The sequence below is a fragment of the Ruminococcus sp. 8Y-12 genome, from assembly GCF_058119865.1.
In genome coordinates, this window is record NZ_CM176623.1 from 316230 (window position 1) to 336388 (window position 20159).

The following is a 20159-nucleotide window of genomic DNA, read 5'->3' on the forward strand; positions in this document are numbered from 1 at the left end:
CTCCTTGTCAAATATTTTGATTTTTAGGGTTGCAAATATCCTTTGGTATAACCTACTTCCTCACTGTAATCCTGACTGCTGCCTTCTTGCCGTTATAGGTCTTGGCCGTTATGGTTGTCTTTCCTTTTCTCAAGGCAGTAATCTTTCCTCTGCTGTCTACCTTCGCAACCCTTGAATTACTGCTCCTATAGGTTACCTTACCGGCGCTGCCTTTGCTTAATTTGGCTTTCAGCTTGTAGGTTTTTTTAATCTTTAATGTCTTGCTCTTGGCATTCAGCTTCAGGGATTTAGGAGCTGCTTTTACGGTCACCTTGCAGGTAGCCTTCTTTCCATTGGCGGTTGTGACTGTAATGCTTGCCGTACCCTTTTTCTTAGCTGTCAGCTTACCGCTTGTGCTTACAGACACGACTTTACTGTTGCTGCTCTTGTAGATAACTTTTTTATCTGACGCATTGGATGGCTGCACTTGTGCTTTCAGAACAGCCGTCTCCCTGATCCCCATTGTCTGTTTGGATACATTCAGCCCTACGCTTTTGGGCTGGATCTGGGCAGGTTTCCCAGGCGTCTCCCCGGCTTTCACCGTCACTGTGCAGACTGCAGTCTTTCCGTCTGCTGCCTTTACCGTAATCACAGCGCTGCCGCTTCCGTTGGCCTTCACCACTCCATCCCGGTTGACAGACGCCACCTTAGGATCACTCGATTCAAAGGTGTAGGACGGATCTGTTGCATTGGCAGGAAGTATCTTTGCAGCCAATGTCTCCGTCTGCCCCTTTTCGAGGACTAAAACGGTCTTGTCAAGCTGAACGGATTCAACACTGACTCTCTGGTCTGTCTTGATGATCAGAGCCTCACTGGTCGTGCCGGCATCATGAGTTGCCGTAGCTTTGAATCTTTGATAGAACTTATAGGTTTTGCCAGGCTTCAGATTCTCAAAGAGAACACGGTCACTGAATTTCAGTGAGCCGTCCTCCCCCTCCACGGCATATTCATACCCGTTCACACGGTTTAGTACCACCATGGTGGTACTCTTGCCTGCTATCGCGGGGGACTCAGGCTGGAGTTCTGACACCGTAACCGGCACCTTGCAGTCTATACGGCTGCCGTCCGCCGTAGCTCTCACGATGATGTTGGCTTTTCCTGCATTCAGAGCAGTAACCACACCCTTAGTATCCACCACAGCGACCTTGGCGTTGTCCGTGGTATATGTGAGAACCACCCTGTCCATATTGACGGTTTCCCCGTCTCTGTCTGTGGCCGACACGTCTATGATTTCCGTTTTTTCATCCCACTTCAGGTCGCTGTTACCTGCTTGTGCAAAAAGCTGGTCAAATACAATCACCTTATGGGAAATCTTAAATGTCTTTGTAAGAGACCCTGCGTAATTGGAGTCAGACGGTGTAATCGTCACTGTGTACTCACCTGCATCCACCGGTGCTCTGCCATTTTCCGTGTTGTAAACAATGTCAAAGCCACCGCTGTACGCCTCCTGGGATTCCTTCACTACTGCGCTTGGGGTTCCCAGACCTCTGTACTCTCTTCCGGTATACAGCGCATCCAAAGCTTCACACGCTATCTCCACCGCAATTTTGTCGGTCAGCACCACTTTTACTTCCAAAGTAAAGTCCTTAAAGTTCTGTGCCTTTACCGTCACGGGAATTGTTGCCGTCAGATCTTTGCTATTGACAGCATTCACCTGAAAGGTCAAAATTCCATCCTCCAGTTTGACTTCCCCTGTAAGCACATGGTCTTTGTCCGCTGGCTGTCCCAATAACAAGCCATCTAAGGGTCCATATTTCTTCAGCACTTTGCCAAGATCTATCTGTCCCTGGCCGCCAACATCGAATACAAAGGTATCCTCATAGCTAACGTCTGCCTGGTCTGCCTTTACAATCTCCACCGGAAAGCGGTAGACCAGATCTCTGCCATTGTCCTCTACAGTCACATTGTCCCTCTGCAGAATCTTGTCAAAGGTAAATATGGTCGGTGCCGTAAACGTAAGCTTTGCAGTGTAGCTGCCCGCAGGCGCTTTATTAAACTCCATTTCATTGCCGTTTTGATCCTCCAAAGTCCATATACCAGCCACTCTCTGTCCCTCCACACGGATGGTTCCGGGAGTGAGGTCAAAGCTTCCGTAGGCTGTCTTTGACGCAGGGCCTGTGATTTCTTCCACCGTTACGTTCGCTGTGGTATTCAGAGAATGATAAATCTCAAATTCAGACAGCTGCAGGTAGTAGAAGTTATTGTCCGTAGCCTTCTGGTTCAGATGTCTCGCAAATAGCCTCACATAGCGTGCCTCTACCTTGTCAAAGGCAAAGGTAACCGGGCCGTAGCTTGGGATTGGATAATTGTCCTCTGAGTGTACAGTGGTCCAAGTCTTTCCATCCCTGGACACCTGAATATCAAAGCTCTTTGGAAATCCGTAGCAGGTTCCCGGACGGTCCGGGCTCTGTGTCGCTCCGTAGAAGGTGACTGCATTGACCTCCTGTCTCTTCCTCAGATCAATACTTACCCACTCCTCATGGTCCGTTTCTTTGTTTCCAAGGTTGCTGGAGTACCCTGCATACTCACTGTCTTTGTCTTTCTGATTCTTTCGGTCCCCGTCTGCTACAAAATCCTTACCCCAACCCCAGTAAGCATCTTCATGAGTGGAGGATGCGGACACTGCCTTTCCCTTTGCCAGATTCGTGAACCTACTGCCTTCCTCCAATATGCTCTCAGCCTTTTGCAGATCCTCTGCCGCCTTATCCAGTGCGTCGTTTTTGGCGTCTCTGTCCTCGGCAAGCTCTACTGCATCCTGATATGCCCTCTCATATGCCGCCACATTTTCATAGGCATATTCTACATAGTTGATTTTCTCTTGTTTTGCAATTACGTCTTTTAACGCTTGTCTGCTGACATTTATGTTTTCATCCAAAACCCTTTTTGCATCCTGCAGGCTTACAACTGCCTTGTCGATATTCTCCTGGCTTGTCTCAGGATTTGTGAGTGCTGCCTTTGCGCTGGAAACCTTCGTCTGATAAGCTTCCCATGCTGGCTTCAGGTAATCCAGCTCATTTAATCCCTCGGCCTGAAGGATCTCTTTTTGCAGTTCAACCTTTTCCAGCTCGTCCGGTACAACCGTTGTCTCAAATTTGTAGGTGCCCGAACCGGCCTCAATGGCGATTTTTCCATCTTCCCCGTAAATCTTGTGGATTCCCTGCATCTCTGTGGAAATCCTATTTCCGCCTGCTGTAATGTCTGCAGCATTTCCACCCGGAATCAGGATTTTAGCAGTGGTTCCCACAGGTACATTAATGTCAAACACAGCCCTATTGGTGGAAATATCCAATGACCACCTGCTTGTCACATCCCCCCGCACCGTCTTCACACTGCCGGCTGCAAACGCTTCATTGCTGTCTGCTGAGGCCATTCTGGTGCTGAGGGTAGGCTCAATCGTAACGGTCTTGTATCCGTCCTTCATGTCACGGATACCCGCAATGCCCTTATAGAGCCATTCATCATAGGTTCCCAGGAAATAATGTCCCAGTGACCGGCTCGTGGTTTCCCACATCTCCCAGAGGGAAGCTCCTGAGGAAACCTGTTCATTCTTCAGCATAAATCCCCAGCTCGGGTAGGACTCCTGTAAGAGAATTCGGTACGCCACATCCTCGTATCCATTGTCAGCCAGCACAGGCAAAATAAATTTCGTGCCTACACAGCCGGTATCCAGGTGATAGCCTTTATCCTTGATATCTTTTACCAGGTTGATCAGTACTGCCTGCTTATACTCCTCAGGCACCATATCAAATGCCAGAGGAATCAGCTGTGAAGTCTGGCGGTACTTGGTACGGTACTGTTTCTTGTCACCTCCATCCCAGGTGGTTGTCTCGTAAATCTGTTTCTCCCTGTTGTAAAATTTCTCGTTAAAGGCAGTGTATATTTTTTCCATGGCTGCCCTGTATTCTGCCGCATCCTCTGTCTTGCCCAGCTTATCTGCCAGACCTGCCATGGTCTCCAGCAGCCGGTATGTCATACCGGTTCCCACAATTCCGGAGCCCTCGCTTGTGCCCTCGTCATATGGGAGATTCTGCTGTGCCTCTCCGTATCCCATGGGGGAAACCCAGTCTGCCAGCTGTCCGTCGGACCAGGTCCAGCCGTACTTCTTACTTTCCTCTATATCCTTCAGGGCCAGCTTTCTCATGGCATCGTACTGCTCGGCGATATAGCTCTCATTTCCATATGTATCCCACATCTGATCCACACCGAACACAAAGATAGCGTTCCATGTCACCGTATTGTCATTGCCCCATCCCTGGGTGGGAACCATGTTGGGCACGTTGTTAAAGTCCTTCTGACAGTCCTCCATGATCTCTGTAAAATGTGTCAGCATATTTGCAAAACCATAGTTGTAGGTCATGGTCTCCAGACCTACATTAGCGTCGCCCAGCCAGCCGTTCTTTTCCCATACCGGAGTATCCGTCGGCTTGCCCTGCATGTTGTTGTTCATGGTATTAACCATCATGAAGTGCAGGTCATTGACCAGCTCACTGGAGCTGTCAAATTCACCCGTTGTCTCCATATCATTGCTGATGCGATAGCAGGTTACGTCATCCATGGTCAGTTCCCCGGGATAGTTGTCGATCTGTACGTAGTGATATCCCTTGTAGCTGAATTTCGGCTCAAAGGTCTCCACAGCCTGGCCTTTACAGATGTAGTTGTCCTGCTGGTTGTAAGCTTTGGGCCACCAGCCTGCATTGACTCCGTCCTTGCCTCCCAGCTTCTGAACCTGCCCGTCACTGCCCCGTTTCTCGCCGTAGGTGATGGTCACCTTATCTCCCGCATCTGCTCCTCTGATAACCAGCTTGATCCAGCCTGACATCATATGAGGGGCTGTGATGACGTAGGAACCATTGTCCAGCTTTTGGATGCTCTCCGGCTTCTTCTCCTCTGTCCGGCGCATGGGTTCCATGATCTGTGCCTTCAGCTTGCCGGCGGGTGCCTCCATGATCTCAGCCGTCCCCCATCCGGTCTCATCGTACTGTGCCTCAGCGTAAGGTACATTTTGCTCATCCACCAGCTCTTTTCTGGCATCGTAGGTTTCGCCATAGTAGATGCTGTTTGTGGTGATGGGACCCTCTTTCGTAGCCTTCCAGGTACCGTCAGTTGTGATGGATTCGCTGGTCCCGTCCGTGTAGTCCAGCTTTAGCTCCATTCTCAGCTTGGGGGCATCTCTCCAGGCCGCATCCTGCCAGTTCCAGACAGAGCAGGTCTCATTGTAAAAGTTGTTGCCCAGCTCTACGCCGATGGCATTTTTCCCCTGCTTTACCAGGTCTGTCACGTCAAAAGCCCGGTAAGAGGCCGTCTGGGTGTACTGTGTATTCGCCACATTCATGAGCGTGTCATCCGGCAGCCGGCCGTTGATCTTCATCTCGAAAAACCCAAGGCCGCTCACATAGGCATGAGCGCCGGCAATTTCTTTCTTTGCCTCAAACTCCTTGCGCACAACGGTTGCCGCAAAAGCATTCTCGGCATTTGGAGAAACACCTGACCCCCAAGGGCTGTTCCCATACTTCTCCATCTGATCCGGAATGGTCCATCCGCTGTCATTGTAATCAACAGCGTACCACCCCGCCTCTTCTGTCTTGCTCAGCTTCCAGCTTGCGTCAGACACAACCGTATCTTTGCTGCCATCGCTGTAGGTAACTTCTATCTTAGCCAGCAGTCCCGCATAGCCCCGCGAACTGTTATAGGCAGATACTGCCACTATATTCTCTTTATCCGTTGAGACAAGCTGTGTCACATCGAACAGTTTCCCATTTTTCCAGGAATCTACCCCACTGTTATTGCCCACCAGCTGTCCATTTACATAAAATTCATACTCATCATCCGCCGTCAGTCCCACATAAACACTGGTGATGTCCTTATCTGAATTGGTACGGAATCCCTTGCGGAAATACTGGGTTCCCTCCGGAGTCCCTGCAAAATCCGCGCCGTCCCGTCTCCAGATCCAATTGGCCCCTGAGAAATCCATGTCCGTATCATTGATACCGATCCATTCTCCCTTCCACTCCTCCTGGGACATGATACCGGTCTCAAAGAAAGAAACCTCACTCCAGCCTGTCTCCCTGCCGTCTTCATCCCATACCTGGACTGACCAGTAATATTTTGTACGGGATTTTAGTTCTGTCCCTTCATAGACAACATCGTAATTGTCCTCTCCTTCCACCTTTCCGGAATCCCACACATCCCCCTGGTGACGCTCTGCCTTTTCTCTTGCAGAGGACACTACAATGCGGTAGGCGGACTGCTGTTTGTCATAGCCGTCTGAAGTCAGCATCCAGCTGAATGTGGGCTGCTGGTCGTCTACCCCGATAGGCTCTCTCAGGTAATTCACCTCCAGACCATTCCGGGCAAAATCCAAGCTTCCCACACTGATTTCTGCCGCTGATGCGTTCATCGGTATGACTGAGGCGAACAACATCGACGCCGATAAGACACACGCCAAAATTTTGTTTCTTACTCTCATACACTTCCTCCTTATTTTAATTTCCCCAATTGCCTATAAGTCCAGACTGTTCCCTTTCCGTTTCTGCTAAACTATATTTTGCATTCGCAAATATTAGTTCAGTTTATTTACTAGTAATTTGCAATATGCTTCGGGTATTTCTCGCCTATATGTGCAATTGTAATTTTTATGAACAAATTATTTACAGCACATTTCACAATTTGTTCACAGTTATCATACCAACAAACGTACTATTTCACCAGGGTAATATTCTTTGATTGCTGGTAAAATATTTGGGTTTTGAGAAAATTTGTTATCTCTACACAATGTGCGTGTACCACGAACATTCGGATTTATTTTTCATTACACAGGACTGTCCACTGGACTTTATTATGTAATGAAAAAGAATCCCGCTCGCGGGATTCTCCGCCTGCGGCGGGTCGCTTTAGCGACATGATTCCTTTCCGCCGCAGTGCGATCCCGCCCGGAGGGCTTTTTATATCATAGGGAATTCCGAAGGACTTTCCTATGATATAAAAAAGCTATGAGTCGTTTGACTCATAGCTTCCATTTATGGAATTTATACTGTTTTTATCCTACATTATCAAGGTCTGCACCGCTTACACGGATCATAGCTAAGGCTGATCAGTTCTTCCCTGTCCCCCTTAAACGTATCTTTATTCTGAGGTTTTATCTCATCCGCGCTAGAACAGGAGGGCAAATGAAACTTGTGCGTCTTGGTATTTAAAATATACTCCTTGCCGCCGCTATCCTTACCAGCTATTTTACTTCCTTCTCTATCACTGCTGTCCTCCTGACCGGCGGGCCGGCTCTCGCCTGTTTTATAGTCAATCGAAATCCCCGGCTGGCTGTTAAAGGCGTAAATATTGAAGCAGATACCCTCCCCCTCATCCTCCACGGATTTGGCTTCCATCTGTACTCCGCTGGCTACCAGGTTGTCCCCCTCAAATATAGGAGTAACCCGGTAGAGCACATGATTTCCTGTCTCTTTCACATAATCCGCCACCATATTTTCAAACGGAAGCATTCCCTCAACATTCAGATAACGTGTACCTGTAATCAGATTCTGCTCATTTGCATTTTCTCCTGTAAGCTGAAAGCCGATCAGGTGGCAGCGATTGTACAGATATTTCCCATCTACTCCCTCGTACTTCACAGTGTGCCATCCCGTTGGTTTTACCTGTCCGATATCTCCTCTTTCCTCCACAGGCATCAGATCCGTCCCAATGTTGGCAATTGCCCCCGTACACCGGCCTAATTCGTCCAAATCTCCATAACTCTCATAGGATTGGTCTGCAAAATCCTCCTGCGTAAAATCCGGCTCATTGTTTTCAAGGACCAAATAGGGCGTGTCCCCAAACTCCGGAAGTTCTTCCAGGGACAGAGTTCTGCCGCTTGATGCCTCCTGCATCGCACTCCCGTCAATGTGCAGCGGCTGCACCCCTTCTTTTTGTCCGCAGCCCGGCAGCAGTAAGCTCAGAGTCACCAGAACGGCTGCCCAAATTAAGCGGATCTTTTTCATTTTACATATACCTCCCTTGTTACCTTTTCATGGGAAAAACCAACAAAGTCCTCTGTCTCTATCTTCTTCCAAAGTTTGAGATTCAGATCCAGGCAGAAATCCCCCGGATACCTTCGGTTCCACCAAAACACCACAATGCCTTCCAGGTGAGCCTGAAATTTTGCAAGTCCCTGGTTTTCCACTAAACAGTACTCGCCTTTTCCCGCCTTTTCGAGAAAGCTCTCTTCAATCCTTATATTTTCTGGTTCTCTCCCTTCAAAAAGGCATTTTGAATATGGATGTATCCACAGTGTCTTCTTCTCACACAGCTCCAAGATCCTCTCCACCACTCGGCGGTCTCTGGATTGTCTTCTACCGTTGAACATCATTCCTTTTCTGTCATCCAGACATAGAATCGCTATCATATGCTTTCCTCCAGATTTTCATTAGTCTTGCTAGCCCAGCTCCCCGCAGCTCCTGCACAGGAATTTTTCCTCAAATTTCTCCGCATTTACCGGCCTTCCAAAGTAAAATCCCTGGAAGCAGTCCAGCTTTATTCCCTCAAGTGCCGCGAGCTGCTCACCTGTCTCCACCCCTTCCAGACACACCTGGATTCCTGTAGTGTGACACAGCTCCACAATAAATCGGATAAAGGTGGCATCGAATTCACTCTCCAACACATCATCCACAAATGTCTTATCCACCTTGACCATATCCGCAGGGGAATTCTTTAAAAGTCCCAGGGAGGAATAACCGGTTCCGAAATCATCCATCGCTATCCGAAACCCTTTTTTGCGCAAGTCTTGAAACAGAGAAGACAGGTTTTCGTAGTTTGACGCAATATAGCTCTCTGTCAGCTCCAGCTCGATGTGCTCCGGCCTTCCGCCCAGCCTGTTCAGGATTTCTTCAACACTCTCCATAAAGCCGGCGTGTTCAAACTGCAGGCAAGATATATTCACATTCATAATAAAATCCGGGCACTTTGGCACCCATCGGCTGCAGGTCTTTACAGCCTCCTCTAAAATCCACTGTCCCACAGAATAAATCAGCCCGCTCTCCTCCAGCAGCGGAATGAATTCCAGCGGAGACACAGGTCCCAATACCCGGGATTTCCATCTGGCCAAAGCCTCTGCTCCCATCACCTTACCGCTCTTAACATCTATCAAGGGCTGATAGTAGAGCTCAAATCCGGAAAAACCGTTCTCCACGCTCTCCCGCAGCTGCTCTACCATATCCAGTTCCCTGGCCTTATGCTGCATAATCTCCCTTGAGAAAAATATAATCTGGTTTTTTCCGGACTTTTTCGCGAACTCCAGGGAATAGTCCGCATACTTTACCAGTTCCAGGTATGTTACACCATCGCAAGGAAACAGAACGGCTCCCCCTGAGACGGTACAAAAGTATTTCTTCCCCTCATAGATCTGCTGCCTCGCAAATTCAATCTGAATCTGGCGATAAAACTTCTCCATTTCCTCCTTTGTGCTGTTTCGAAACAGGACTGCAAACTCATCTCCGTCCATCCGGTAAACAGCTGCGTCAGAAGGGGAAAGGCTCTGCAGCTTCTGGCCTGTGATGCGGATCACCTCGTCGCCAAACACCCGGTCATATAGGTCATTAATATGGGCAAAGCCATCCAACCCCAGCAATAAAATCCCCAGGGGCTCTGTGCTTGTCTCCTCAATCAACCTGCACACTGCAGATTCAAACTCAAACTTATTAAACAATCCCGTGATATGATCTATCTTGTTTTTCTTCCCCAGGTTTGTAATCATTCCCGCAAACATACAGGGGTTTCCCTGTTCGTCGTACTCCACATGCCCCCGGCAGCGCACCCACATCCATTCGCCTCTTCTGTTTCTCACCCGGTATTCCACACAGTGCTTGTCTGTCAATCCCTCCGCGATCTCCCGGTTTGCCTCCAGAAATACTTCCCTGTCGTGGGGATGTACCAGCTTTCCCAGGACCTGTGCTGCATTCTCCACCACTTCTCCGGGCAGCTCAAACTCCTCCACCATGGATTTTGAATAGCGGAATGTACCTGATCTCATATCTGAGATATAAACATAATCATCCGTACTTTTGCTCATTGCGTCATATAGCTTCTCCACATACTCCAGATAGCCCGCTCTCCCAGCCCTTGGATTTTTTCCCTGCATAACCGGCCTCCTGTTCTATCTCCAGTATCCCCTCCGTTCTCCGGTAACGGAAATACCAGCACTCACTCACTTCTCTCTTTTATTATATTACACAAAACAGCCTCCCACAAGTAAATCCTGTGCTTTCCAACATGACGGACAAACTCATTTCCCTTAGAGCTCACATATGATAAAGAAAAAAGGATCTCTTTCCCATGCCGACACCAACTTTTACACCTGTTAACGGTGTTATTCTAAATATCTCACAGACTTCGGGGCAGTGCTGCAGTCAGACCATTATCCTTCAGACTTCTCAGGGTATGGTTCACTTTCTGGTCTCAAACAGCACCTACATTGTAGACAATATTCGGCTCCGAAAAGGAATGCGGATTACAGCCTTTTATGACAATACACTTCCAGTTCCCCTGATTTATCCGCCTCAGTACCAGGCAGCTTTTGTCTGTGTGACAGCTCCAGGCGAGAGTGTTGCGGTCAATTACTTCAACAAAAACCTGCTGGCAGCAGATAATTCACTAAAGCTGAATATCGGTAATTCCACAACGGTTGTCACTGCAAACGGGCAGCGCTTTACCTGCAGCCCCGGCGGAAACCTTCTGATTGTCTATTATATTAGTACCACCAGAAGTATCCCGCCAATAACTACACCGCGAAAAATCATAGTGATGTGTTAATCTAGGCACTTCCCCTAAAAGTACAGAAGCGACCAGGTCATTTTCCAAAAATGACCTGGTCGCTTCTGCACAAAATCACTTATTTTTTATTTGCCTTTGGAGGAGGCAGCTGGGCACAAGTACGGCGTACCAGCTCCCCAAGGAACTCCCTGTCGTCAAGCTCCTCCACTAAGTAGTAACGGGCGCCCTGGTGAGGGGAGGCAATCACAGGATCTTTCAAAAATGCACCCCCATCCTCTGTAATTTTAATATACAGCTGGTCATCCTCCACGGACCCAAAAAATACTCCGTCACAATATACACCATATTCTCCAAACATCTTACGGTAAGTAATACTTCCCGCCAGGCTCAACTGTTCTGCAATAAACTCCATATATTCTCTGCTGCTTGCCATATACTTCCTCCAGTCTGTCATTTATCCATGCTTTAAATCTATTATACAAAAAAAACGCGACACCTGTCTGTCACGTTTTATAAATTTTTTCATCAAAAAAGCGGGTGATGGGAATCGAACCCACGTATCCAGCTTGGAAGGCTGGTGTTCTACCATTGAACTACACCCGCGTCTTACGAACTCTGATATAATATCATATTTTTCCAGAAGACGCAAGTACTTTTTTATTTTTTAACTATCTTTTTTTGAATGCAAAAATCTGAGCGATTTCCTCCTCCTTTTTCCCCTGTGTTTCAAAGCGCAGAAGATATATTTTATCAGCATCCTTATGCAGAACCCATCTGCTTTCCTCCTCAGGGGCATCGGCTTCCATGAATTCTTTACAATCCTGGAAAGGAATCACAATCATGCTTTTCTGGCCGGAGTTTTTCGGTGCTTCAAGGCTCACTTCATACTTCCGCTTCAGGCCGGCATCCATGTCAGGCTTGATGGCGAGTTCATAATCCCCTCCGATTTCCCGGTAGTTCCCCTGCCACTCCTCCTCATAATACTGCCCAAGCAGATCATAATATTCTTTCGCATAGGCGCCCTCGTAATCTTTGAAAAAGTTTCTGCAGGCATCAATATCATAACGGTTATTCCGAAAAGCATTCACATAATCCGTATTAGGCCCATTAATTAAATCTTGTGAGGTCATGATGGTTTCACATGCGTGCAGCTCCACTTTGGCTCTGTCCCCCAGCTCGTCCATTCCACCTTCCTGGTCCTTCAATTTCTGCATGAGTATATTTGCCTGGATATACTTTTTTTCCTCCAATAATTCAACGATCCCCATATACCTGCAGTATGCCAGATTCTTGTTGTCCTCTTTGTATGCTGCGGCATCTTCAAATGCCTGAGCCGCCACCACATATTTCTTCTCTTTCATAGCGCTCTGTCCGCACTTATATGCACAAAGGGCTGCCTGCTCCCTGGCGTTCCGGAATCCCTGTGCTTTTTTGTAGTCAATGAATGCCTTCTCAAACCTTCCATGGACTAAATGTTCTTTTCCCCGTCTATAGTGTGCATCCGCATAGCTCTCCCACAGATCAGCACCTTCCTTTTCCGGCTTGGATGTCTCTGTCTGCATCTCTTCAGCCTTGCCATCCGTCTGGGCTACAATTGCTTCTTTTGCCACTCCATCTCCATCCTTGTCTTTATGTAAAGAAAAGGATGCGATACAGACTCCGATACAGCATAATGCAATCCCGCCGGCAATAGCGAGCATGACAATCCGCCATTTTTCCATATCATTTTTGGTTTCATCCTTGTGTTGGACATCCTCTGTATTTATATAAGCTAAATCCTTAGGCCCATCTTGGCTGATGGGACGATAGCCACAGTTAGGACATTTCTTCGCTCTATCTGAAATTTTTTTTCCACATTCCGGACAGTTTATCAATACCATATCTTAGCCTTCCTTCTAAACAACATAGTTTTATTTATGGTAACTGCTATCCTCTCATGGTCTGACTGCATACTTGATCACAGAGTCCAGCTTATTCTCAAACACATGGTAGGCCTCCATAATATTACCCAAGCCAGTACGGTGGGTAATCAGACAACTGGTATCTAGCTTTTTACATGCAATCAGACGCATGATCTCCTCACAGTTAGAAGCGTCCACTCCTCCGGTCTTAAAAGTCAGGTTCTTGCCGTACATCTCTGGCAGCGGCAGCATCTGAGGTTCCTCATATAGGGCAACTACACAGACAATGCCATTTGCTCTGGCAATCTTCCAGGCTGTCTGAAAGGTATCCTCACCACCCGCCACTTCCAGCACTGCATCCGCCCCCCGGTCCCCAGAGGCCTGATACACCGCAAGCTTCACATCTTCCATAAGAGGATTTACCGTGATATCTGCCAGTCCATTGCTTTTGGCCAGTTCCAGGCGATCCTCTGAAACATCTACAGCAATGATTCGTGCCGGACTGTACAATCTGGCGCACATCATGGAGCATAGCCCCGTGGGACCTGCGCCCAGTACTGCAATGGTGTCCGCCGGATGGATTTCCGCCATCTTTGCCGCCCAGAACCCTGTAGCCAGAATGTCTCCCACAAACAAGGCATCCTCATCCGAGACACCCTCCGGAATCTTGGTAAGGCCATTGTCCGCAAAGGGCACCCGCACATACTCCGCCTGTCCTCCATCGATTCTGCATCCCAACGCCCAGCCGCCATTGGGATCTGTACAGTTGTTCACATATCCTCGTTTGCAGAAAAAACACTCTCCGCAAAAGGTCTCCACATTCACAGCCACTCTGTCCCCGGGCACAAACTTCTTCACCCCCCTGCCCGTCTGCTCTACCACACCCACAAACTCATGTCCCAGGACCGTCCCGGGAACCGCTCTGGGCACTGACCCATGTTTGATATGAATATCACTGGAGCAGATGGTTGTCAGCGTCACACGCACAACGGCGTCTTTCTCATGGCGCAGTTTCGGCACCGGTCTTTCCTCCACGCTGATCTCTCCCTCTCCTCTGTAAACAACTGCTTTCATCTTTTCTTTCAGCATATTACATCCCTCTTTCACGGTCTTTAACTTCACACTTGTATTTCCATCATAATATAAAAAAGTAGTTCTCGCAATTGAAACTGGATGGAAATCGTCTGTATTAAATCGAATTTTGGATTTTTTTCAAAAAAATACTTGCTTTTATAAAGACGCGATGCTATAATAACATGGCTGAAATGATTATCGATGCGTGGCTCAGCTTGGTAGAGCGCTGCGTTCGGGACGCAGAGGTCGCAGGTTCAAATCCTGTCGCATCGACTCCTTGGCAGGGGCGCCGGAATCCTTATTTTATAGGGATTCCGGTCTTTTTTTGTTATTATGCTATGATGGAAATTAGCGACTTTTGAGCCTGTTCTAACATTTGTTCTAACGGATTCATCCTCCGTGGTAAAAATCCCTTCTAAACTCTTTACATTTTCCTCTTTATGGGACTTAGACAGATGGGTGTAAATATTAAGTGTGGTTTGGGCATCTGCATAGCCTAGCTATTCCTGTATGGCTTTCTCCTTCCATCCTTTATCATAAAAAATAGAAGCTGTTGAGTGACGGAGATTGTGACGACAAATTCGACAGAATATAATAAAATATGATTAAAATATTTTTAAATAGTTCATTTGAAACAAGATTTTTACCATATAATTTGGTAAAATATAGGGAAAGTTGTCGGAGGCTCAAAATGAACGATGACAAAGTCTTTAAAGCGAAAATTAATGCGAAGGGTATGTATTCCAAAACTGGATGAGGAACAGAAGCACCATTGAATTTTTGGGTCTTTGGGAACAACTTAATAATCCAGATTTTAATTACCTCGAATTCGAGGCAATTAAAAATGATTCAAGCAGTAATGCTTTTGTTATGACGCCAAAAAATGGGTAACAGACATATGCGCCGTTGGAGTGACCACAAAACAAGGTCGTTATGCGGCGACTTATTCTCACAAAGACATTGCTTTTGAATCTGCTTCGTGGATTTCGCCGGAATTTAAGCTGTATATTATCAAAGACTATCAACGGTTAAAGGCTGACGAAAACGGCAGGCTTTCTCTTAATTGGAATATGAACCGTGAGATTTCAAAAATTAATTACCGAATTCATATGGATGCTATCAAGGAGCACCTGATTGTTCCGGAGCTTCCAAAACAATATCAGAGCATTACATATGCCACGGAAGCCGATGCCTTGAATGTGGCAATGTTCGGAAAGACGGTAAAGCAATGGCGCGATGCAAATCCGAGCTTAGATGGAAATATCCGTGATCATGCTACTTTGCAGCAGTTAATCATATTTTCTAATATGGAGAGTTTAAACGCAGAGATGATTAAACACGGTATGGTCGGTGAGGAGCGATTGGTGGAGTTGAACCGGTTGGCAAAGGAACAAATGCAGTCATTGATTGATTCAGCAGGAGTCCGGCGGTTGACAGAAATGAAGAATGAAAATTGATTTTGATTGGCTATAATTAAAGATTGTGATACTAATATATGGATAGCTTGAACGCCGGGATGATTAAGTACGGAATAAACTGAATACAGTAATTAAGTGCAAAGAGGAGAATGGGTATGGATATAAAATCTTTATTTAACACAAAGCAAACAATACTGGAGAGTAAACTGAGTATTTTATTAGAACATCCGGTAACAAAGGGAGAACATTGTGAAAGTGCATGGATAGATTTTTTTAGAAGCTTTTTACCAAATAAGTATGCGGTGGACAAAGGTTTTATTTTCGATTCTAAGGGGAATATAAGTGACCAAATAGATATTATCATCTATGATGCGTTATATGCTCCTTTGATATTTGGAACGGATGCTGGCGAAAAGTTTATAACAGCAGAAAGCGTGTATGCTGTTTTTGAATCTAAGCCGACAATTAATAAAGAAACTTTAGAGTATGCAAATAATAAAATAGAGAGTGTAAATGTTCTCGAACGTTCAGCCAGGGGAGTGATTAATGCTGGTAAATATTGTCCGCCACGTAATTTGACCAAGATTATTGGAGGTATTTTATCAATTGATTCCATTAATATTGATAAAATCGAAGAGCATATGAATTTATTTATATATAGATCTTGGATGTGCAATTAAAAATCATTCATTTTTAGTTAATCGAGATACTAAAATATCTCTATTACATGCTTCTGGTGAAGAAACAGTTTTAGCGTTTTTCTATATTATTTTAGATGAATTGTATAAATTAGGGACGGTTGCCGGTATTGATATTCGAAACTATGCAAACGCAACCTTAGATAACTTTAAATTTAAGTTAGATAAAAATTAGTTGAAAATTTTTGTCGTAGGCTTGACATAAGGGTGACGGAGGTGGTGACGACAGGATTCCACAAAATATGTTTGAATATGATAAAAAGTAGTGTCATATAACGTCAAACATATTCCCAAATGATGGGTTAAAAGCAAGACATTTAGAATAATATCTGATATAATAGCGGAAAAGCTGCGGAGGTTAAGAATGAAGGAGGAAAAGGTCTTAAAAGCAAAAATAACTGCTAAAGGGATGTAAATTTCCGTAGTGTCGGATGGAAGTTTCAATGACTATATTTCTTTAACTGATATTGCGTAATATAAAAGTGAAGATCCGGCTGAAGCTACATCTGCAATCGGAATGTATTCTAAATCTGGAAGGAATGGCGGAACTTTCGCTCACCGTGATATCGCATTTGAATTTGCCTCCTGGATTTCTGCGGAGTTTAAGCTCTGCATCATCACAGATTACCAACGTTTAAAAACAGATGAAAACAGCAGACTTTCACTAAACTGGGACATGAACCGTGAAATCTCTAAGATTAATTATCGAATTCATACGGATGCTATAAAAAAGCGTCTCATTGTTCCTGAATTGCCAAAACAATATCAGAGTTTTACATATGCGACTGAAGCGGATGTTTTGAATGTGGCAATGTTTGGTATGACAGCAAAGCAATGGCGAGAAGCAAATCTAAATCTGGATGGAAATGTTCGTGACCATGCAACGCTTCAGCAGCATCAGGAATTAAATGTTTAGAGGACTACAATAATACAAATGCATTAAGAAGCTAAAGGAGCATAAATATTATGGAACGATTGACAAAACAGATTGCGTTTATCAAGCAGATCGAAGGTTTAAAATCTGTCACCCGCGAAGCGTGGACTTCCACCGGACGCAGGGAAAGCACTGCGGAGCACTCCTGGCGCCTGGCACTGCTGGCTGGCCTGCTTGCCCCCTCCTTTGGGGTGGATGTGGGCAAGGCCCTGATGATGTGCCTGGTTCACGACTTGGGGGAATTATACATAGGCGATATTTCAGCCGCCTCCAACCCAGACGAGGCAGAAAAGCACGCAGCGGAGGAGCGTGATGTGCGGCGTGTACTCTCACTTCTTCCGAAAGAGCAGGAAGAGGAATTTTTGGCTTTATGGCAGGAGTACAATGAAAACAACACAGATACGGCAAAACTGGTCAAAGCACTGGACAAATCGGAAACCATATTGCAGCACAATCAGGGAAAGAATCCCCCTGACTTTGATTACCAGTTTAACTTAGACTATGGGAAACCATACTTTGTGGATCATCCGCTGCTCATGCAGCTCCGGGAAATGTTAGATAAGGAGACCGCATACCATATACAAGAAACAGACGATTCATCGGAGAACGCCATGGAAAAGTAATCCATACAGAAATGCCCCGTCCCAGAATGGTATATAAACCACACCGGGACGGGGCATTTTTCCATACACAGGGTACTCAATTCTCCGTATCCCGCAGCCTCTCCACAATACTTTCCTTTGCCGCCTTCCCATAAACAAGGTATGGCACAACAACTGCGATAACCGTGAAGAGCGGGATCATAAACACAAACGCCCAGAAATTATACTGATAGTCAAAGAACAAGATCACCTGGTTCAGTGCATTTAAGATCAGATAGGAGAGCAGGCTTCCCAGAATGATACTCACACCCCCGGAAATCAAGACGTAGTAGAGCCCCTCCTCCAGCAGCATCTGCTTGAGCTGTTTCTTCGTCATCCCAATACTGCAAAGGATGGCAAATTCCCTCTTTCTGGCCACAATGCCTGTAAAGATAGCATTTACAAAATTCATGATTCCAATCAGAGCAATCACGGTGCTCAGAGCCACTCCCAGGGTCTGCACCACACCTGTCATTCCGCTAAATTCTTCCCTCAGCCCCTCTTTTGTCAAATATCCCATGTATCGGTTCACATTCTCCGTATAGTTGCGGGCTATCTGGGTAAAATTCTCCAAATGCTCCTCCTCCAGGGTATAGGATACGGCAAAGCAGTAACCTTTCTCCGGCTCCTCAGCCAGATCCTTCTTGGGAAGAATTATCTGAACCCCATTGACCTCATACCTGTGTTCATCCATGCTGGTAGGCGTCTCCACAATGGCCATAATCTCATACTCTTTTTCCTCCATATTTGTGTACTCAACGCCCACGGTCTCCCCGTTCTCTGTCTTTATTTCCTCCATCTCAGACTGATCCGTGACTGTGCTCACCTTCACTTTATCCCCTGGTTCATATAGGAAACAGTTATCCGTGCCATCCCCGATAATGGATGATATGAGCACATAGCCGCCCTTCTGGAATTTTTCTATATCTATCTCCCCTTTTACTGCCTTTATGTTTTTCAGCAGCTCGGAATCGTACGCATACGTATCTGTTCCCAGAAGGCCGGACCGTATTGCCGCATCCGTCGTAGGGATAGAGAACTCATCTTCCCTCAGCAATCCCTGCTTTCGAAAGTCCTGGTATCTCTGAAGCGCCGCCTCATCCATTCCCAGTTTACAGGTGTAGGCCGGTGCCCACATCTCTGATTTTGAAATAATCCCGGGCTGTCTGTCCAATTCCTCTGTCAGTCCCGTGTCCAAACGGTAATCACCGATCCCCTGGTATCCGCCTGTATAATTAGTGGTCCCCACCACAATATCCCCCACCATTCTGCCTTTTAAGTATTCATCCAATTGGAAGCTGCTCACACAGGTGAGAACCACACACAGCAGCACCACGCTGAGGGACAGAGACAGAATCACAAAGGTTGTCTTTTTCTTATTTCTCCCCAGATTGGACAGAGCCATCCGGTGCACTCTGGCCCCTTTCTCGGATTTCTTCTCCTTTTTGCGCTTCACACTGCCCTCACTGTAACCAAGCGCCTCCACAGGCGATACGCTTCCGGCGATCTTACCCGGCTTCCGGCAGCTGATCAGTACCGTAAGCAGTGCAAAGACTGCACCGAACAGAATCATAGCGGGTTCAAAGTGAAGGGAAATCTTCATATCCTTCAAGTCCAGCATGGACATGGCAAATGGGAATACTACCTTGCTCACCAAAAATCCCGCCGCCAGACCTATGGGAATTCCCAGCACGGAAAGAGTCAGCGCCTGCCGTCTCACCATCCGCTTTGTCTGGCGTTTCGTAGTTCCAATCGTCTTTAACAATCCGTAAAAGCGGATATCATTGATAATGGATATCTGGAAAATATTGTAGATAATCAGATACCCGGTCAGGAGCACCACCAGCAGCGCCGCTACCAGCAGTACCGCGGACTGTATGTCAATGCTCTCCATTCGATTCCCCATATAAGCCCAGTTGATCCCATAGCTTATATCCTTTTCCGGTTCATAGCCAGCGTCCTTAATAATGGAAACCATTTTCTCCTCAATGTTGTTCGCGCTCTTGAAGTACATCCCCACGCTGTACAGACCCTGACCCGAATCCTCCAGATGCTGATTTCCCCACTCCTGGAAATCCTGGTCCGATAAGTCTCCTTTTAGTTCCTTCCAATAGGCCTCTGACACATAGAGCTGAGTGGCATGGCTCACTTTATCCCCCTGATACCAGCCGCACACCTTGAAAGTCTTTTGGATCTCTTCCCCGTGGAAATGAAAGGTTAAAGTAATCTCCTGACCCAGCTCATGGGGAACCCTCAGCTCATCCATGATCAAAGTGTCCGCTATGATCTCATCCTCATTTTCCGGCATCCTGCCCTCTTCCAACTCTACAAAGGAATTTTTTAGCTCTTTCTCTCCGTCTGCGTACCGGATTTCAGCACTTCTCTTAATCAGATTGTCAGCTCTTGCTATAAAAATATTCCAGGAATAATCTACCACACGGCTGTCAGAGGTGATCTTCTCCATCTGTTCTGCGGTGGCCTTTTTCAACCCTGCATGAAATCTCCCCCCTACTTCGCGCATGGTCTGCTCCTGGGTCACCTGTGCCATTCCCAGTCCCATGGATGCTAAAACAGTAAAGAGCATACAGGTAAGGGCAATGGCCATAACTGCAAAAAGGTTGCGCATTTTATTGTTTTTCAGGCTTTTTACGGAAAGCGTTTGGATAATCTTTCTGTTATTGTTTTTCATCTCCTCCGCC

The 20159-nt window shown here is 46.5% G+C and carries 13 protein-coding genes and 2 tRNA genes; 6 read left to right on the plus strand and 9 right to left on the minus strand.

Going from position 1 to position 20159, the window contains the following annotated elements; all coding sequences use genetic code 11:
* Nucleotides 1-52 precede the first annotated feature (52 nt).
* The 4 genes from AC0THY_RS01205 to AC0THY_RS01220 all read right to left on the minus strand — a co-directional run bounded on the left by AC0THY_RS01205 (nt 53) and on the right by AC0THY_RS01220 (nt 10162).
* Entirely contained in the window at nt 53-6505 is a 6453-nt protein-coding gene (locus AC0THY_RS01205; RefSeq protein ID WP_489992658.1) for a family 78 glycoside hydrolase catalytic domain, read from the minus strand.
* A gap of 583 nt (nt 6506-7088) precedes the next feature.
* Complete coding sequence (locus AC0THY_RS01210) at nt 7089-8027, minus strand: DNA/RNA non-specific endonuclease (protein WP_489992659.1); 939 nt, start codon at nt 8025-8027, stop codon at nt 7089-7091.
* Complete coding sequence (locus AC0THY_RS01215; protein WP_489992660.1) at nt 8024-8431, minus strand: ribonuclease Z; 408 nt, start codon at nt 8429-8431, stop codon at nt 8024-8026. The genes AC0THY_RS01210 and AC0THY_RS01215 overlap by 4 nt, the downstream gene beginning before the upstream one ends.
* Nucleotides 8432-8461: 30 nt before the next feature.
* A complete protein-coding gene (locus AC0THY_RS01220) occupies nt 8462-10162 on the minus strand; it encodes a bifunctional diguanylate cyclase/phosphodiesterase (RefSeq protein ID WP_489992661.1) in 1701 nt (566 codons plus the stop codon).
* Nucleotides 10163-10356: 194 nt separating this feature from the next.
* On the opposite strand from AC0THY_RS01220, the gene AC0THY_RS01225 reads away from it, so the two are divergent.
* A complete protein-coding gene (locus tag AC0THY_RS01225) occupies nt 10357-10833 on the plus strand; it encodes a hypothetical protein (protein WP_489992662.1) in 477 nt (158 codons plus the stop codon).
* A gap of 79 nt (nt 10834-10912) precedes the next feature.
* On the opposite strand, the gene AC0THY_RS01230 is transcribed toward AC0THY_RS01225, so the two are convergent.
* The 4 genes from AC0THY_RS01230 to AC0THY_RS01245 form a co-directional block, all read right to left on the minus strand.
* Nucleotides 10913-11227: a TfoX/Sxy family protein gene (locus tag AC0THY_RS01230; protein WP_489992663.1), complete on the minus strand. Its 315-nt coding sequence runs from the start codon at nt 11225-11227 to the stop codon at nt 10913-10915.
* A 99-nt stretch (nt 11228-11326) separates the two neighbouring features.
* A tRNA-Gly gene (locus AC0THY_RS01235) sits at nt 11327-11397 on the minus strand.
* Between the two features lie 65 nt (nt 11398-11462).
* Nucleotides 11463-12674 carry a zinc ribbon domain-containing protein gene (locus AC0THY_RS01240; RefSeq protein WP_489992664.1) on the minus strand — a complete coding sequence of 404 codons (1212 nt, stop codon included), beginning with the start codon at nt 12672-12674 and terminating at the stop codon, nt 11463-11465.
* Nucleotides 12675-12728: 54 nt separating this feature from the next.
* Nucleotides 12729-13784, minus strand: coding sequence for an alcohol dehydrogenase (locus tag AC0THY_RS01245; RefSeq protein ID WP_489992665.1), 1056 nt, complete (start codon nt 13782-13784; stop codon nt 12729-12731).
* Nucleotides 13785-13968: 184 nt separating this feature from the next.
* Here AC0THY_RS01245 and AC0THY_RS01250 point away from each other — a divergent pair.
* From AC0THY_RS01250 to AC0THY_RS01270, 5 genes are all read left to right on the plus strand, one after another.
* Nucleotides 13969-14042, plus strand: a tRNA-Pro gene (locus tag AC0THY_RS01250).
* Between the two features lie 638 nt (nt 14043-14680).
* The gene (locus AC0THY_RS01255) at nt 14681-15226 is read left to right on the plus strand and encodes a KilA-N domain-containing protein (RefSeq protein WP_489992666.1); all 546 of its coding nucleotides are present in this window, start codon (nt 14681-14683) and stop codon (nt 15224-15226) included.
* A 116-nt stretch (nt 15227-15342) separates the two neighbouring features.
* A complete protein-coding gene (locus AC0THY_RS01260; RefSeq protein ID WP_489992667.1) occupies nt 15343-15867 on the plus strand; it encodes a DUF6602 domain-containing protein in 525 nt (174 codons plus the stop codon).
* A gap of 535 nt (nt 15868-16402) precedes the next feature.
* Entirely contained in the window at nt 16403-16801 is a 399-nt protein-coding gene (locus tag AC0THY_RS01265) for a KilA-N domain-containing protein (protein WP_489992668.1), read from the plus strand.
* Between the two features lie 50 nt (nt 16802-16851).
* Complete coding sequence (locus tag AC0THY_RS01270; RefSeq protein WP_489992669.1) at nt 16852-17442, plus strand: HD domain-containing protein; 591 nt, start codon at nt 16852-16854, stop codon at nt 17440-17442.
* Between the two features lie 76 nt (nt 17443-17518).
* Here the strand turns inward: AC0THY_RS01270 and AC0THY_RS01275 are convergent, their stop codons facing one another.
* Complete coding sequence (locus AC0THY_RS01275; protein ID WP_489992670.1) at nt 17519-20149, minus strand: ABC transporter permease; 2631 nt, start codon at nt 20147-20149, stop codon at nt 17519-17521.
* Between the last annotated feature and the right edge of the window lie 10 nt (nt 20150-20159).